At 70.3% G+C, this 15412-nt stretch carries 20 protein-coding genes; 11 read left to right on the forward strand and 9 right to left on the reverse strand.

Translation table 11 applies throughout. From position 1 onward, the window contains the following. Positions 1-86 precede the first annotated feature (86 nt). The 3 genes from ACIBEA_RS15995 to ACIBEA_RS16005 form a co-directional block, all read right to left on the reverse strand. The gene (locus ACIBEA_RS15995; RefSeq protein WP_399261181.1) at positions 87-1091 is read right to left on the reverse strand and encodes a YihY/virulence factor BrkB family protein; all 1005 of its coding nucleotides are present in this window, start codon (positions 1089-1091) and stop codon (positions 87-89) included. Beyond that, on the reverse strand, positions 1088-1375 hold the full coding sequence (locus tag ACIBEA_RS16000; RefSeq protein WP_399261183.1) for a WhiB family transcriptional regulator: 288 nt from the start codon (positions 1373-1375) through the stop codon (positions 1088-1090). Before ACIBEA_RS16000 ends, ACIBEA_RS15995 begins: the two co-directional genes overlap by 4 nt. Positions 1376-1553: 178 nt before the next feature. Further along, positions 1554-2240: a HemK2/MTQ2 family protein methyltransferase gene (locus tag ACIBEA_RS16005; RefSeq protein ID WP_399261185.1), complete on the reverse strand. Its 687-nt coding sequence runs from the start codon at positions 2238-2240 to the stop codon at positions 1554-1556. Positions 2241-2511: 271 nt separating this feature from the next. Between ACIBEA_RS16005 and ACIBEA_RS16010 the strand changes: the two genes are divergently transcribed. Then, positions 2512-3624: a glutamate--cysteine ligase gene (locus ACIBEA_RS16010; RefSeq protein WP_399261187.1), complete on the forward strand. Its 1113-nt coding sequence runs from the start codon at positions 2512-2514 to the stop codon at positions 3622-3624. Between the two features lie 111 nt (positions 3625-3735). On the opposite strand, the gene ACIBEA_RS16015 is transcribed toward ACIBEA_RS16010, so the two are convergent. Together ACIBEA_RS16015 and ACIBEA_RS16020 are read right to left on the reverse strand one after the other, a co-directional pair. Next, positions 3736-3858 (reverse strand): hypothetical protein, encoded by a 123-nt coding sequence (locus ACIBEA_RS16015; protein WP_399261189.1) that lies wholly within the window; start codon positions 3856-3858, stop codon positions 3736-3738. A gap of 79 nt (positions 3859-3937) precedes the next feature. Beyond that, a complete protein-coding gene (locus ACIBEA_RS16020) occupies positions 3938-4102 on the reverse strand; it encodes a hypothetical protein (RefSeq protein ID WP_399261191.1) in 165 nt (54 codons plus the stop codon). A 490-nt stretch (positions 4103-4592) separates the two neighbouring features. Between ACIBEA_RS16020 and ACIBEA_RS16025 the strand changes: the two genes are divergently transcribed. From ACIBEA_RS16025 to ACIBEA_RS16045, 5 genes are all read left to right on the forward strand, one after another. After that, positions 4593-4793 carry a hypothetical protein gene (locus ACIBEA_RS16025; protein WP_399261193.1) on the forward strand — a complete coding sequence of 67 codons (201 nt, stop codon included), beginning with the start codon at positions 4593-4595 and terminating at the stop codon, positions 4791-4793. 19 nt (positions 4794-4812) lie between these two features. After that, entirely contained in the window at positions 4813-5307 is a 495-nt protein-coding gene (locus ACIBEA_RS16030; RefSeq protein ID WP_399261195.1) for a MarR family winged helix-turn-helix transcriptional regulator, read from the forward strand. A gap of 118 nt (positions 5308-5425) precedes the next feature. Continuing rightward, positions 5426-6070: a DsbA family protein gene (locus ACIBEA_RS16035; RefSeq protein WP_399261197.1), complete on the forward strand. Its 645-nt coding sequence runs from the start codon at positions 5426-5428 to the stop codon at positions 6068-6070. A 127-nt stretch (positions 6071-6197) separates the two neighbouring features. Further along, entirely contained in the window at positions 6198-7007 is an 810-nt protein-coding gene (locus ACIBEA_RS16040; protein WP_399261199.1) for an MBL fold metallo-hydrolase, read from the forward strand. A gap of 186 nt (positions 7008-7193) precedes the next feature. Further along, a complete protein-coding gene (locus ACIBEA_RS16045; protein ID WP_399261201.1) occupies positions 7194-7649 on the forward strand; it encodes a nuclear transport factor 2 family protein in 456 nt (151 codons plus the stop codon). A 20-nt stretch (positions 7650-7669) separates the two neighbouring features. On the opposite strand, the gene ACIBEA_RS16050 is transcribed toward ACIBEA_RS16045, so the two are convergent. Continuing rightward, positions 7670-8695 carry an Lrp/AsnC family transcriptional regulator gene (locus tag ACIBEA_RS16050; protein ID WP_399261203.1) on the reverse strand — a complete coding sequence of 342 codons (1026 nt, stop codon included), beginning with the start codon at positions 8693-8695 and terminating at the stop codon, positions 7670-7672. 171 nt (positions 8696-8866) lie between these two features. Here ACIBEA_RS16050 and ACIBEA_RS16055 point away from each other — a divergent pair, with 171 nt between their 5' ends. Continuing rightward, the gene (locus ACIBEA_RS16055) at positions 8867-10051 is read left to right on the forward strand and encodes a M20 family metallopeptidase (RefSeq protein ID WP_399261205.1); all 1185 of its coding nucleotides are present in this window, start codon (positions 8867-8869) and stop codon (positions 10049-10051) included. 32 nt (positions 10052-10083) lie between these two features. Next, the gene (locus tag ACIBEA_RS16060; RefSeq protein ID WP_399261207.1) at positions 10084-10410 is read left to right on the forward strand and encodes a nuclear transport factor 2 family protein; all 327 of its coding nucleotides are present in this window, start codon (positions 10084-10086) and stop codon (positions 10408-10410) included. Positions 10411-10444: 34 nt separating this feature from the next. Here ACIBEA_RS16060 and ACIBEA_RS16065 read toward each other — a convergent pair whose 3' ends face one another. After that, complete coding sequence (locus ACIBEA_RS16065) at positions 10445-11110, reverse strand: TetR/AcrR family transcriptional regulator (protein WP_399261450.1); 666 nt, start codon at positions 11108-11110, stop codon at positions 10445-10447. A 108-nt stretch (positions 11111-11218) separates the two neighbouring features. On the opposite strand from ACIBEA_RS16065, the gene ACIBEA_RS16070 reads away from it, so the two are divergent. Next, positions 11219-12166, forward strand: coding sequence for an SDR family NAD(P)-dependent oxidoreductase (locus tag ACIBEA_RS16070; RefSeq protein WP_399261209.1), 948 nt, complete (start codon positions 11219-11221; stop codon positions 12164-12166). A 109-nt stretch (positions 12167-12275) separates the two neighbouring features. On the opposite strand, the gene ACIBEA_RS16075 is transcribed toward ACIBEA_RS16070, so the two are convergent. Continuing rightward, positions 12276-13007 (reverse strand): SDR family NAD(P)-dependent oxidoreductase, encoded by a 732-nt coding sequence (locus ACIBEA_RS16075; RefSeq protein WP_399261210.1) that lies wholly within the window; start codon positions 13005-13007, stop codon positions 12276-12278. A gap of 214 nt (positions 13008-13221) precedes the next feature. Beyond that, positions 13222-14136, reverse strand: coding sequence for an alpha/beta hydrolase (locus ACIBEA_RS16080; protein WP_399261212.1), 915 nt, complete (start codon positions 14134-14136; stop codon positions 13222-13224). 43 nt (positions 14137-14179) lie between these two features. Here ACIBEA_RS16080 and ACIBEA_RS16085 point away from each other — a divergent pair, with 43 nt between their 5' ends. Both ACIBEA_RS16085 and ACIBEA_RS16090 read left to right on the forward strand, forming a co-directional pair. Next, positions 14180-14656: a MarR family winged helix-turn-helix transcriptional regulator gene (locus ACIBEA_RS16085; RefSeq protein ID WP_399261214.1), complete on the forward strand. Its 477-nt coding sequence runs from the start codon at positions 14180-14182 to the stop codon at positions 14654-14656. 309 nt (positions 14657-14965) lie between these two features. Continuing rightward, complete coding sequence (locus ACIBEA_RS16090) at positions 14966-15277, forward strand: NIPSNAP family protein (protein ID WP_399261216.1); 312 nt, start codon at positions 14966-14968, stop codon at positions 15275-15277. Positions 15278-15412: the final 135 nt, after the last annotated feature.

Raw genomic sequence — 15412 nt, forward strand, 5'->3', positions numbered from 1 at the left:
GATTCGTCCCGCCACCCCGCCGCCCGGCCGCCCCTGAGGGGGACGCCGGGCGGCGGTGCGGGGTGACCGGTCAGCGACGTGACCGGTCACTTCATCCGGCGGCGGTCCTCGTCGCTCCAGGCACGGGTGTCGCGGGGTTCGACGTAGGGCTCTTCCCCCTGGGACAGCCCACCGGCGATCGCCCGCTGGCGCACCCTCTCCGCGTCGAACTCCAGCCCCAGCAGGACCGCGAGATTGCTGATCCACAGCCACACCAGGAAGACGACCACCCCGGCGATGGCGCCGTACGTCTTGTTGTAGGAGGCGAAGTTCGCGACGTAGAACGCGAACCCGACCGAGGCGACCAGCCAGATCAGGAGGGCCAGGAAACTGCCGGGGGTCACCCACTTGAAGCCGCGGCCCTTGGCGTTGGGCGCGGCCCAGTACAACAGCGCGATCATGATCGTGACGAGCAGTACCAGCACCGGCCACTTCGCGATCGACCACACCGTCAGCGCGCCGTCACCGATGCCCAGGAGGTTGCCGGCCCGCCGGGCCAGGGCGCCGGTGAAGACGACGATCAGCGCGCTCGCACAGGCGAGCACCATCAGCGTCACGGTGAGCGCCAGGCGGAGCGGCAGCACCTTCCACACCGGTCGGCCCTCGGGCACGTCGTAGACGGCGTTGGAAGCGCGGATGAACGCGGCCGTGTAGCCGGACGCGGACCACAGCGCCAGCACCAGGCCCACGACGGCCATCACCGAGCCGACGCCGCTGCGGGCCTGCAACTGCGCCACCGCGTCGCCGATCACGTCCCGGGCCGACCCCGGAGCCAGCTGCCGGAGGGTGTCCAGCACCTGCCCCGTCACCGCGTCCCCGGCCGTGCCCAGCAAGGACACGAGCACGAGGAGCGCGGGGAAGAGCGCCAGCACGCCGTAATAGGTCAACGCCGCCGCACGGTCGCCCAGTTCGTCGTTGGTGAACTCCGCTACCGTCCCGCGCAATACGGCCCACCAGGCCCGACTGGACCGCCCGGGCAGCTCGGAGGACCGCTCCTCGGCCCGCTCGACAGGGTCACCCGCATCGCCCCCCACGACACCGGGGGCCGTCATGCCGCTGCCTTGCCGGACGCGACGGCGGAGCGGCGCTCCTTCTCCGACAGCCCGCCCCAGACCCCGTAGGGCTCCGCCACGCGCAGGGCGTGCTCCAGACAGCGGGCGCGGACGGGGCACGCCGCGCACACCGTCTTGGCCGTCTCCTCGCGCTCCGCACGCTCCTGGCCGCGTTCCCCTTCGGGGTGGAAGAAGACCTCCGATCCCACGCCCCGGCACGCGGCCTTCATCTGCCATATCCAGTGGTGTTCCGCCCTCCCGGGCAGCCGCGACACCTTCGCCATTACGATCGTCTCCTACCGCCGGGCCCTTCGGAACACGCGCTCCACCCGCTCGTCTGGCCACGAAGCCCGTTCCGAAACGTGAGCGGTGACCCGTGTCCCTTGCACCGCCGGGCCAGTTGCCGGTGTCTTCCCGGGCACCGGACGTCGCTGCGGGGCGGGTGCGTCCGGCTCGCCGCCGTCACGGGCGGCGGGCACGGATGACCAACAGCTCTTCCCACTGGTCGGTGGGGCGCGCCAGGCCCTGCTGCTCCAGCCAGGCCCGTCGGGACCGCAGCACCGGCCCCCAGGGCACGGTCGCGCGCGCCGTCACCTCGGCGGACAGGCCGGCGGCCGTGAGCCGGGCCACCGTCGCATCCGGTCCGCACATCCCCGAGTGCACCATGAGCAAGCGACCACCGGGACGCAGCAGGGTGGGAGCCGCTCCGCAGATCCTGTCGATCACCGTGCGCCCGTCGGGCCCGGCGTTCCACGCCCGCTGCGGTCCGTGGGCCGGTAGGCCCGAGGCCGCCGTGGGCACGTACGGCGGGTTCGTCACCACCAGGTCGAAGCGGTGACCCGCCGTGCGCCGTGCGAAGTCGCCGTGCAGTACGCGCAGGGCCAGGCGGTGGCGCCGGGCGTTGATGCGGGCGGTGGCCACCGCGGCCCAGGACACGTCGACGGCGGTGACGTCCGCCCCTGCGTACGCGGCCTGAAGAGACAGCGCGCCGGTGCCGCTTCCGATCTCCAGGACGCTCGTACGGGGACCCAGCTCCTCGCCCGCGAGCGCCCGGGCCAACAGCAGGGTGTCCCCCTGTGGCCGGTAGACACCGGGGAGGGCGAACAGGTCCGCGGGCGACGGGCTCAGCGCCATCGTTGTACTGGACATCGTGTACCTCCTGGTTCGTCCGCGGCGCAGAGGTGCGCAGCAGCTCGCACCGGTCACTCCGGTCACACCGCGACTGCCCCGGCGAGGGGCCCGCCATTCGACATCCGGAGATCTTCGACGAGGTGGGCCACGGTGCTGGGCGGGCCGCGCACCGGCGGCTCCCGTGTCGCACACACACGATGTCCGCACACACAGGGGACGGGCGCCGACATGGTCCACGGGAAGCGGGGCAGGTGCGGAGCATCTGACGATTCGACGCACGGGCGGCACGATGCGAAGCGTAGGCGTGGAAGAAGAGCTGCTGCTCGTGGACGCACGAACGGGTGCTCCGATGGCAGTCTCCGGGGCGGTCCTGGCAGCAGCGGACCGCTCGGCATGGCAGCGCCCGGGCACGGCCGGTCCGGACCACGAGTTCGAGAAGGAACTGCAGAAGGAACAGTTGGAATTCGCCACCGAACCGGTGGTCGACATGGGCGAGCTCCAACAGGAGATCGTCCGCATCCGCGCCGAGGCGGCCCGGCACGCGGCGAGCGCGGGCGCCGTGGTGGCGGCGGTGGCGACGTCGCCCCTGGCGGTACAACCGTCACTGAACGTGGGCTCGCGCTACCGGTGGATGGGCGACCAGTTCGGGCTGATGGTGCAGGAGCAGCTGACGTGCGGCTGCCATGTCCACGTCTCGGTCGCCTCCGACGAAGAAGGCGTCGCGGTCCTGGACCGCATCAGGCCCTGGTTGGCCGTGCTGACGGCGATGAGCGCGAACTCGCCCTTCTGGCAGGGCGAGGACAGCGGGTACGGAAGCTACCGGAGCCGGGTGTGGAACCGGTGGCCCTCCGCCGGCCCGGTCGATCTCTTCGGCTCGGCCGACCGCTACCACGAGCAGGTCCGCGCGATGATCGACACCGGGGTGCTCTGCGACGAAGGCATGATCTACTTCGAAGCCCGCCTGTCGGCCACCTATCCCACCGTGGAGGTCCGGGTCGCCGACGTGTGCCTCGACGCCGCCACGCCCGTCCTCCTCGCCGCCCTCATTCGCGCCCTGGTCGAGACCGCGGCCCGCGCCTGGCGGGACGGCCGGCCGGCGGCCAGGATCGGCACGAACCTGCTGCGACTCGCCTCGTGGAGAGCCGCGCGCTCGGGGTTGGACGGACCCCTGCTGCACCCCGTGACCATGCGGGAGACGTCCCCCGAGCAGGCCGTCGAAGCCCTGTTCCTTCACGTGCGCGAAGCGCTGGAGGACCACGGAGACGACGAGCGCGTCCGGGAGGCCCTCTCCCACCTGTACGAACGCGGGAACGGTGCCCGCATCCAGCGCCGGCTGCGCGCGGAGGGACGGAGCCTGGCGTCCGTCGTCACCCGGTGTGCCGCGATGACGGTCGAGGCGTGAACCGCTTGCGCCGTGGCCCGCACCGAACGCAGGACCCGAGCAACCATCCGTCGTACGCGGTGGGGCCCGGCGGAGCGGCACGGCGGGTCAGCTCCGCAGCACCTCGGTTCCTCACCGGTGCCGTGTGAGCGAGCGTACGAGGACGATCAGCGCGAAGCCCATCACGAGCAGGTGAACCCAGGAGGGGCCGATCGCCGGGGCCATTGACAGAGAGGTGTGGTGAGGGAGCGTCATGGCACGCTCCTGCCCGCGAAGAGCGGTTTGACTCCCCTTGGGCCGGGCCCCGGTTCGGCCCCCGCGTGGGATCGCCCCGCTACTTCTTCCCGTCCTCATCCGCCTCGCGGTCACCCTCGGCCTGCGACGGAGTGCTGCGCTGCGTCTGCGGGTGGCGCTGCCTTCGCTGGGCCTCGTCCATGTCCTCGTCAAGCCGCTCGCCCTCGGCCTGCGAGGGGGTGGAGTACTCGTCGTACTGGCTCATGGCAGGTCCCTGCCTTCTGAGACGTGGACTCTCTCACGACAGCTGGATATCCATACATAAGTAGCGTAACGCCTCCTCCTCCCCGCTGTCCCGCCCGCTCGGGCACGACCGCGACCACCCGTCTGCGTACCTCGCAGCGCGTGCAACGGGATACCCGAGTGCTCGATCGCTCCCCAGGCGGCCACGAGCAGGAGACGGTGCTCGGTGTCGAGATCCACCGCCGCCCAGGTCGGCTACCCACCCGGGTTCGCCTACGCCCACGCGTCCACACGCACGCACGGGACCGTACCCGGCGCGTACCGGCGCGACAGCTGATCCAGAGCGGCAGACCCAGCACGTCCAGTCGGACGCGGCCGGACGCGGCCGGACGCGTTCAGGTGTACGCCGAAACAGTGATCGCCGGTCGGCTATGGTGACCCCCGGTTTCGCGCCGAAGAGGCAGCGCGATGGGGCCTTCGATCGACTTTCGGCTGCTCGGACCGGTCGAGGCATGGCGGCCCTCCTCTACGAGGAGCGACTGGCCGCCATCGAGGATCGGGCGGCGGCCGAGCTCGCCACGGGCCACGAGGTGGACGGCCACGAGCTGGCCGCGCTGGTGACCGAGCACCCAGGCCGGAGCCCGGCGCCCACTCGGGGGTGTTGGCGCGAGCCGGTCGGCCGGAAGGCGATGATCGTGCTGAGTCGGATCTGACGAGCGAAGGGTGTGGCGGGTGAGCGAAGGCGCGGGGATCACTTCGGCGCAGGAGGCGGCGAATGACGAGCTGGTGCTCGCGTTCGGACGGCTGCAGGGTGCCGCGGGGCGGCTGGAGTACCTGCTGGGTGGTGCGATCGAGGAGGAGTTCGGGATCAGCCACTTGATGTACGAGGTGCTGCTGATCGTGGGCCGGGCGGGCGGTCCGGGCATGTCGATGCGAGCCATCGCGCAGGAGCGGGTCCTGACCACGGGCGGAATGACCCGCCTGGTGGACCGAATGGAGGCGGCCGGCCTGGTGGTGCGCGCCGACGACCCCGCGGATCGCAGGGGCAGGCTGGTGCGGCTCACCGGGCGGGGTGAGGACATCGTGGTGCGGGCCAGCCGGCTGCACGTGGAGAACATCCGCCGCTACTTCCTGGCACCGCTGCCCGAGGAGGCGCGGGAGCAGTTCATGGAGTGCCTGCGGATCCTGTCCCGCTCGGCGCGGGACGCTCTGCCCCGCCTGCGATAGGGGACGAAGCCCTGAGGGTGCGGGGCCTTCACCGAGCGGGAATACCTGACGCGACAGATACTGTTGGAGCAGGTACATCGCTTCGGTGCGGAGCGACTCCCTCTGCGAAGGCCTTCCTGTGAAACTCCTCTACGTCTTCGACGCCTACTGCGGCTGGTCCTACGGTTTCGCCCCCACCCTGGCCGAGGTCGCCCTGCGACACCCCGAACTGCCCGTCGAGGTCGTATCGGGTGGCTTGTTCACCGGGCCGCGGGCCGTGCCGATCCGCGAATTCGGCTATGTCCAGGGCGCCAATGCCAAGATCAGCGAGCTGACCGGTGTCGGGTTCGGGGCGGGGTACGAGCGGCTGATCGCCGACGGCTCGTTCATCATGGACTCGCTGGACGCCGCCCGAGGCATGGCCGTGCTGCGGCAGGCGGCACCGGAGCGAGCGGTGGAGCTGGCCATGGCCGTGCAAGCCGCGTTCTATCAGGACGGATCGAGCCTGTCCGACCGCGACACCTTCACCCGGATCGCCGCGGCGGCCGGCCTTGACACGCTGGAAGTCGGCGCCGCGCTCACCGCATCTGCCGCCTCCCTCGCGGCCGAAGCCGACTTCCGGCGGGCGGCCGCCCTGGGCGCGCGCGCCTACCCGACCCTCCTGGCCCAGGACGGCGACCGCACCGCGGTGCTCGCCGCCGGCCACGCCGGTCCCGACAAGATCGACACACTCCTGGCGCAGTTCTGCGCCGCCCACACCCGGCCGGTTGCGTCCAGTCGCTGAATCTCCGCCGACACACCGGCACGGTCGGCGCCGTCCGCACACGGCGGGGCGAACCTGAACCCCCCACGACCATCAGCCGGCCTCAGCCCGCACGACCCCTCACCGGATACCGGCAAAGGACATGATGATGAGCACTCTCGACTTCAAGGTCATTGACCTGGACTTTCCCGTCGGCTCGAAGAACAAGACCGCCACCCTCATCACCGGGGAGCGCGACGCGTTCCTCATCGACACCGGATTCACCCGCGCCGACGGACACCGGCTGGCCGCCGAGATCCTGGACTCCGGCAAGACCCTCACCCAGGTCTTCATCAGCCATGCCGACCCCGACTACTACTGGGGCGCCGAGGTCATCGCCGATGCCTTCCCCGATGCCGAGATCCTGGCGACACCGCTGGTGATCGAGCACATCAAGGCCGCGTACGAGGGCAAGCTCAAGGCCTGGGAGCCGGTCGGCGTCAACCGCCCCACCCGCCTGGTCGAGATGGCCGAACTCACCGGTGACCTCACCTTCGAAGGCCACGTCTTCCAGCTCAAGGGCGGCCACCCGGGACTGCCCGACCGCCATTACCTGTGGCAGGCCGAACACCGGGCGATCGTCGCCGGCGTCCTGCTCTTCCAGAACGAACACGTCTGGGTCGCCGACACCGGTAAGCCCCAGGACCGCGCCGTGTGGATCGAGCTGCTGGATGAGATGGCGGCCCTCGACCCCGCCTTCGCCGTCCCCGGCCACCGGCTGCCCACCGCCGCCGCCCTGGACGCGAGCCCGATCACCTACACCCGGGACTACCTCACCGCCTTCGAGGACGAGCTGGGCGCGGCCGACAGCGGCGAGGCCCTGACCAAGGCGCTGGTCACCCGCTACCCCGAATCCGGCATGCTCATCGCGGCCCAGCTCGGTGCGAAGGTCGCCAAGGGCGAAATGACCTGGGGCTGACCGACCCACCCCGACCACGGGACCGGCCCCGGGCTGTTCTTCACCGATGTCCCGTCGCCCTGTCCGCCGTCGTCCTCGGCGCGGGCATCCACCGGTTGCTCCAGCGCTACGGAGCAGCCAGGCGCGTACCCACCTGCCGCCTGCCCCCACCAGCACCTCGACCTCATCCAAGGAAGGCTGTGTCCCATGCGGGAGACCAACGACTGCCACGCCTCCGCCGCCCCCGTCGACGTGGTGCGCCGCCAGTACCTCGCCTCCGCCAACGGCGACCTGGAAGCCCTGCGGGCCACCCTGGCCGACGACGTGGAATGGACCGAGATGGCCGGCTTCCCCCTGGCCGGTACCTACCGCACCCCCACGGGTGTCACCTCCGCCGTCATGGAACAGCTCGGCAAGTCCTGGGACGGCTGGGCCGCCCACGACGACACCTACATCGTCGACGGCGAGAACGTCGTCGTCCTCGCCCGCTACACCGCCACCAACAAGGCCACCGGCAAACCGCTCGACGTACGCGTCGCCCACCACTTCGTCGTACGCGGAGGATTGATCGTCCGCTTCGAACAGTTCGTCGACACCGCCCTGGTCCGCGATGCCATGCAGCCCGGCGCGCAGACAGCACTGGCTGGGACGGCGGGGATCTGAGGCCCGTCAACAAACCACCGCTAGGAGGCCGGGATCGGGTCTCGCCAGATGTCCATCGGAACGGCGCGGACGGCGCGGCCGTCCGCGCCGAGGATCCGGCCCATCCGTTTTACGGTGCGCAGTGACACGCGGCGCTCGGCCACCCGCAGGTCGGGGAACCTGCGGGCGAGTGCGGCTTCCAGTCGCTGGACGTCGGCGAGGGAGCGCTGCCAGACGGAGAGGATGAGGTTGTGCCGGCCGGTGACGGCCACGCACAACCGGATCTCGGGGAGCCTGGCGAGCTGCGGGCCGACCTCGTCGAGCCGGTCCGGAGGAATGTCGGCCCGGAAGGTTGCCAGGACCGGTCGGCCGGCGTCGCGGGCGGCGATCTCGCAGCGGAAACGGATCGCGTCGGAGGCGGCCAGCCGGTCGAGGCGGCGGCGCAGCGTGGTCGGGCTGAGCCCGGTGGCGGCGGCCAGCTCGGCTTGGTCGAGGCGGCCGTCGACGCCCAGTCTGATGAGCAGTTCCCTGTCCTCGTGGCGGACTTCGGCTCGTGCTCCGGAGGGCGGCCCGTGGCCCGCCGGGTGATCGTCGTGGAGTTCCAGGCGCTGGGCGGGGTCCAGCGAGTCCAGCCGCCAGCGGATTCCCTCGGCGTAGAAGCCGGTCGCCAGGTGGGCGCGGACGGTGGTGATCCCCGGGAGCCTGCCCAACCGTTCGGCGGTGTACCGGGAGACCATCGCCAAGTCGGTGAAGGCCGCGGTGACGACGAGGTCGCAGCCCTGGGAGAGGTGCTCGATGGTCATCACGTGCGGGTCCTCGGCCAGTTCGTCGGCGATCTGCAGAATCCGGTCGGGAGCGCAGCCGACGTCGAGGTAGGCGACGCAACCACGGTCCTCGGGGTGGGGCAGGCCGTAGGCGGTCACCCAGGCGATCCCGGCCTCCGAGAGCCGTCGCCAGCGGCGCGCGGCGGTGACCGGGCTGATCCCGAGGGTCTGGCCGAGCAGCGACCAGGGTGCCCGGGGCCGCAGCTGGATCGCGTTCACCAGAGCGAGATCCAACTCGTCCACGGTCGCATCGGAGCCGGTCACCGTCGGCTGCCGGTTGATTCGTTCATCGAAGGGCCTTCTGGTGGTGTGATCCTGCGAAATTACGGGAAATCCCTGCTGCGGGCTCCAGAATCGCGGAACAAGATCGCTCTGCACAAGTTCCCGCCACACGCGGGCTCGATGGAGGTACCTGTGTCCCTGCACGACGACGCCCTGGCTCTGGCTCCGGACCTGGTCCGGCTCCGCCACGACCTCCACCGGTTCCCCGAGCTGGGCCTTGATCTCCCGCGCACCCAGGAGCGGGTGTTGCAGGCTCTCGAGGGACTGCCGCTGGAAGTGAGTCAGGGCTCCGCGCTGAGTTCGGTCACCGCGGTGCTGCGCGGCGGGCGACCGGGGCCGGCGGTGCTGTTGCGCGCCGATATGGACGGGCTGCCGGTCATCGAGAAGGCCCCGCTGCCGTTCGCCTCCGACAACGGTGCCATGCACGCCTGCGGACACGATCTGCACACCGCCATGCTCGCGGGCGCCGCACACCTGCTCGCCGCACGGCGGGAGCGACTCCACGGCGACGTGGTCTTCATGTTCCAGCCCGGTGAGGAAGGCTGGGACGGCGCCGGAGCCATGCTGGCCGAAGGCGTTTTGGACGCGGCGGGCACGCGCCCGGTCGCCGCATACGCCCTGCACGTGGCGTCGACCATGCCGCACAGGGAGTTCAGCTCCCGGCGCGGACCGATCCTTGCCGCATCCGACGCGCTGAACGTCACCCTCCACGGTGCGGGTGGGCACGGTTCGGTGCCTCATAGGGCCAAGGACCCCATCCCGGCGGCCTGCGAGATGGTCACCGCCCTGCAGACCATGGTGACCCGCCGCTTCGACGTGTTCGATCCGGTGGTGATCACCGTCGGACTCCTCCAGGCCGGCACCCAGCGCAACATCATCCCCGAGACCGCCCGCTTCGAGGCGACCGTGCGCACCTTCTCCGCCGAGGCGCGGGCCAAGGTCACCGACACCGTGGTGGAGCTGGTGCGGGCCGTCGCGGCCGCCCACGGCCTGCGGGCGGAGATCGAGTACCTTCCCGGGTACCCGGTGACCGTGAACGACGGGGCCGAGACCGACTTCCTCGCGGACACCGTCCGGGAGGCCTTCGGCGAGGAACGCTTCCGGACGATGGCGAACCCGATGACCGGGTCGGAAGACTTCTCCCGGGTACTCGACGCCGTTCCGGGATCGTTCGCGTGGCTCGGCGCCGCCCCGAAGGGGACCGATCCCGAGAGCCTGCCGGTCAACCACTCTCCTTACGCGGAGTTCGACGACGCGGTGCTCCCCGACGGAGCGGCGCTCTACGCCGAACTCGCCACCCGCCGTCTCGCGGCCTGAACCCCTCCACCAAGAAGGAAACGATCAAGCACATGACCGAACCGCGTGACGTGGTCGAGCAGCAGCTCGCTGCTTACAACAGCCACGACATCGACGCCTTCGTCGCCACCTATGCCGAGGACGTCACGGTGCACCGGGCCGACGGCAGCCAACTGCGCGGCCGCCGCGCGCTGCGTGACCGGTACGCCGGACAATTCGGCGAAGGCCGCTGCCGGGCGGAGATCGTCGGGCGGCTCAGCGAAGGCGAGTGGGTGGTCGACCACGAGGTCGCCCACGGCCTGGCCGACGAGCCCGTCCGCGTCCTGGTGGCCTATCGCGTGCGCGACGGCCTCATCGACCGCGTCGACTTCCTCGGTTGAACAGTGCTGAGAGGCTGTTCCAGTGCCACGCACGTCAGCCGCGGGGTAGCACGCCTAGCAGGGTTGCGGTCAGAGCCTGCTTCAAGTAGTCCCGCAGCTCCAGGTGGAAGCGGGCCAGGTCGGGCTCGGCCCGGTAGGCCGCCTGCAGACTGGGTGGGGGTGTGCTGTACGCCGACAGTGCGCCGGCCATGACCATGGTTTGCAGGCTGAACAGCGTCGCGTTCTCGCCCAGCTCCGGCAGGTACTTCAGGAGCAGGGTGGTCATGGTGGTCAGGCGGTCCAGGGAGGCGCGCTTGTAGCGTGCGACGACCTCGACGGAGACGTTGTGTTCCAGGACGCTGCCCTGTGCTCCGAAGAGGTCGCACAACACCGCTCGGCCGGAGAGCGAGCGGCTGAGAATCTCGGCCACCGCTGCCGCTCGCTCGGCCATGGGCAGATTCTCGTCGACGCCGGCGGCCAACTCGCCTGCCAGTTCGGTCAGCCACTCCTGCAGGAAATGGTCCAGCAGTTCCAGCAGCACCGCCTCGCGAGACTCGAAGTAGCGCAGCACGTTCGGCTTCGCCAGTCCTACCCGGCGGCTGAGCTCGTTCAGGGTGACCGCGGCAACGGGCATCTCATCGAGCATCGCCGACGCCGTGTCGAGGATCGCCCGTCGGCGGATCTCCCGCTGCTCTTCGGTTCGCGCCCGCTGGAAAGTCACGATCACCAGCCTAACTTAGGTACCTCCGGTACATTGACAATGTACCTACGGTACTTTAGCGTCGCAGGGACAAGATACCTTCGGTACGTAACTAGGTGGGAGGTTGACATGAGTGCAAAGTGGACGACGGCTGATATTCCGGGCCAGCGCGGGCGAGTGGCCGTGGTGACCGGGGCCAACACCGGACTGGGATACGAAACCGCCAAGGCGCTCGCCGAGCACGGGGCGTCCGTGGTGCTCGCCGTACGCAACGTCGAGAAGGGCGAGCAGGCCGCGGCCCGCATGACCGGCGATGTGACCGTCCAGGCCCTGGACCTGACCTCGCTCGACTCGGTGCGGACCGCGGCGGCGTCGCTGCGGTCCCGACTCGACCGGATCGACCTGCTGATCAACAACGCCGGCGTGATGTACACCCCGAAGCAGACCACCCGGGACGGCTTCGAGATGCAGTTCGGCACCAACCACCTCGGCCACTTCGCGCTCACCGGGCTGTTGCTGGACCTGATGCTGCCGGTGCCCGGCTCGCGAGTGGTGACGGTCAGCAGCACCGGCCACCGCATCCGAGCCGCGATCCACTTCGAGGACCTGCACTGGGAGCGGTCGTACATCCGGGCCGCCGCCTATGGTCAGTCCAAACTGGCCAATCTCATGTTCACCTACGAGCTGCAGCGCAGGCTCGCCACGCACGGCACCACCGTCGCGGTGGCCGCACACCCCGGGATGTCCAGCACCGAGCTCGCCCGCAACAGCCCCGCGACCCTCCGGCTTCCGCTCACCTTGCTCGCGCCGCTGATCACCCAGGCGCCGGCGATGGGCGCGCTGCCGACCCTGCGGGCCGCCACCGACCCCGCCGCGCTCGGCGGCCAGTACTACGGCCCCGGCGGACGCAACGAGGTCAAGGGCCACCCCCGGGTGGTCACCTCCAGCCCGCAGTCGTACGGGGCAGCCGTTCAGCAGCGGCTCTGGGCCGTCTCCGAAAACCTCACCGGGGTGCAGTTCCCCATCGCCGAGTCCGAGCAGAGCCCGTTTCCCTCCGGATCGGCCACCGCCGTGTAGCCCGTGCTGCCAGCAGGTGCCGCCTCCTTCTCCGGAAAGCCCGACCCCGTACACGAACTCGCCACTGCGAACGTCGTCGAGGCCGTAGACGCACTGGTGGAGTGGGAAGTCAGGCGAGGGGCCGGCCGTTGCTGAAGAGCTGGCCGGTGGGGCCGTCGGGGCCCAGGGTGGCGGCGCGGACGATGTCGCGGGCACTCTCGGCCGCGGTCCGGTCGGTCTCGTCGTAGCCTCGCTCGGGATGGGTGGCGGTGTTGCCGGGATCCACGGCGTTGACCAGGATCGAGGTGTCGGCAAGGGCCCGCGCGAGCACCTCGGTCAAGGCGTTGAGCATGTACTTGGCCATGGAGTATCCCGGGGAACGCAGTGGTGCGCCGAGGTCCAGCCCGGTGGCGATCTGCTGTGCGGACAGGCTGGAGACGTTCACGATCCGGGCGGCGGGGGCCGACGTCAGGAGCGGTAGCAGCGCCTGGGTCAGCGCCCAGGGGCCCAGCGCGGAGACTTCCAGATGGGTACGCACGTGGTCCATGTCGGCGTCCAGTGCGGACAGGGTCTGGAAGTCGGGCATCGCGCTGGCGTTGTTGACCAGTACGTCGAGCTGACCGATGCGCCGGGCGAGGTCGTCGGCTGCCTCGCGCACGCTTGTGGGGGCCGACAGGTCCAGGCGCAGGGCAGTGGCTTCGTGCCCCTCTGCGCGTAGTTGGGCGGCCAGCGGTTCGGCGGCTTCGAGGTCGCGGGCGGTGAGGAAGACGTGGAAGCCCTGATCGCACAGCTCCTGGGCGACGGCGAAACCCAGCCCGGCTCGGCGTCCCACCCCGGTGATCACTGCGGTCCTGTCGGTCATGGCGTTCCCCTTTCTGGGGGCGAGTAATTGTTCGGCTTGCTGGGGAGGTCCCCGCGAAGCGCCCCCCGGGCCCGGCTCCTTCGCAAGCCTGACAGACGCTCACCGAGGCCGTGGTGGTCGGATACCGGTGCCACCCGGATCGGGAGATGACCCGGGAGTTGGTGTCGGGGGCCGGAGCTGCGGATGGGTGCTGTGCGGCCGGACGGTTGCGAGCCTATGCGGCGGTTGCGTCGGGGGTGCGGACCTGCTGGGTGAGGAAGAGGGCTGCGCGGTCCAGCGCATGGTCGGCCTCGTCGAGAACGCCGGCGAAGGACTGGAACACGTGGGGCACGTCGGCGGTGATGTCGAGGATCACGTCCACTCCGGCCGCGCGGGCGCGGGCGGCCATGCGGGTGGAGTCGTCCAGGAGTACCTCGTTGGTGCCCGCCTGCAGGAGCATCGGTGGGAAGCCGGTCAGGTCGGCGAGGACGGCCGGGCTGAGCAGGGGCTGGCGCGGGTCGGCTCCGGCGAGGTACATGGCTGCGGTGTGCTCCAGGCGCTCACGGGTGAAGAACGGGTCGACGCCCGCCTTGGTGTCCAGGGTCTCGCCCGACTGGGTGGCGTCCAGTCCGGGGGAGAACGCCACGATCGCGGCGGGCAGCGGGAGCCCGGCGTCGCGGGCGGCGAGGCAGGTGGCGACGGTGAGGCCGCCGCCGGCGGAGTCCCCGGCGAACGCGATGGCCGAAGGGTCCTCGCCGCCGTCGAGCAGGGCGCGATAGGCGCTCAGGGCGTCTTCGATCGCGGCGGGGAACGGGTGCTCGGGGGCGAGCCGGTAGTCCAGCGAGTACGACCTGAAACCGGTCTTGGCCACGAGGTGCCCGGTCAGCGAGAGCGCGGTCTCGGGGGATCCGAACACCCCGCCGCCTCCGTGGAAGTACAGGATCGTCCCACCGCGCGGATCGGTGTCCGGCTCGACGCGCAATGCGGGTCGGTCGCCCAGCGTCGTCCGCCTGGTGCGGATGACGTCGGGCACGATCATCCGGGACATCAGCGCCTCGAATCCGGCGCGGACCGCCTCGACCGATTGAGGCCCCTCAGGTCGGGGCTGCCGCAGTAGCGCGTCGATCCTGGCCCGCTGTTCCTTGCTCACGTGGCTGCTCCCGTCCAAAGTCCATTCCACTACACTATATGCCATGGCATCTACATTGAGCGGTGACCCCGTCGACCTCTCGGACTTCTTCGCCGACCTCGTCCGTTGTGAGACGCGTCTGTACAACGCCCTCAATGACGTTCTTCGCGAGCGGCACGGGATCGTCACCTCGCAGTTCGAGTTCCTGCGTCACCTCCGCGACCACCCGGGGGCCCGGGTGGCGGACCTGGCCGCGGAGTTCGCCATCGGTATCGGAGCCACCAGCAAGGGCGTCGACCGCCTGGAACGGCAGGGGTGGGTCGCGCGCCGGCCGAACCCGTCGGACCGCCGCTCCTCGCTGCTCGCCCTGACCGACGACGGCCTGCGCTTGGTCGACGCCGCGGAAGCCTCCTTCACCGAGCGGTTGACCGAACTGATCGCAGGCGGAATCGAGGCATCCCCCGTCGCGGCGGCCGCGCGGGCCCTCTCGGAACTGCGCACCTCCCTGGAACGCAACCAGGTCGGCACACCCACCGGCTGACGCGTCCGCACAGCCTGCCGGTACGGCAGAGTGCGGTCACGACCGTTGGATCCGACCTGGCGGGTGCGCGGGTGCCCGGGTGCCCGGGTGCGCGTCCCGGCGGCCAGTCGGGTGACGGAGGATCATAGGGGGACGGGATGTACTGCACGGACCGGGCGCGCCGTATGCGCACTGTTGCTCGCACGATCCTCGGGCGGCAGGTGGGCTGCTTGATGGCCCGGGAGGTAGACCCATCTACATCTGTCAGGTGATCGCCGAGGCGCGGAGGGTGCCTTCGAGTCCGAACCGGCATACAGCATGATGTGGGGCGTGATCACCATTCATTTGAAGTACGAGATCGACGCCGACAAGCTTGCGGACTTCGAGGAATACGGGCGCCGCTGGGTCGGGCTCGTCAACCGGTTGGGCGGGACGCACCACGGCTACTTCCTGCCGAGTGAGGGCGACAGCGACATCGCCTATGCCCTCTTCTCATTTCCCAGTCTCGCCGCGTACGAGCAGTACCGCACCGACAGCACGACCGACCCGGAGTGCCAGGACGCCTTCGAACTGGCTCGCAACACCCGCTGCATCAAGCGGTATGAGCGCCGCTTCCTGCGGCCACTCGAGGTCATGTCCTAGCGATCTTGGAGGATAGGGACCCGGTTCGGCCGTGAAACGAGAAGGGCCGTACAGGGTGGGCGAGTTGGGAGACCGGCCTGGGCCCGTACGGCCTGTACCCGTCCTGCCCTGTCCGCGGTCTCCCGCGCACATTGC

Source organism: Streptomyces sp. NPDC051555 (assembly GCF_044454405.1).
Taxonomy (GTDB): domain Bacteria; phylum Actinomycetota; class Actinomycetes; order Streptomycetales; family Streptomycetaceae; genus Streptomyces.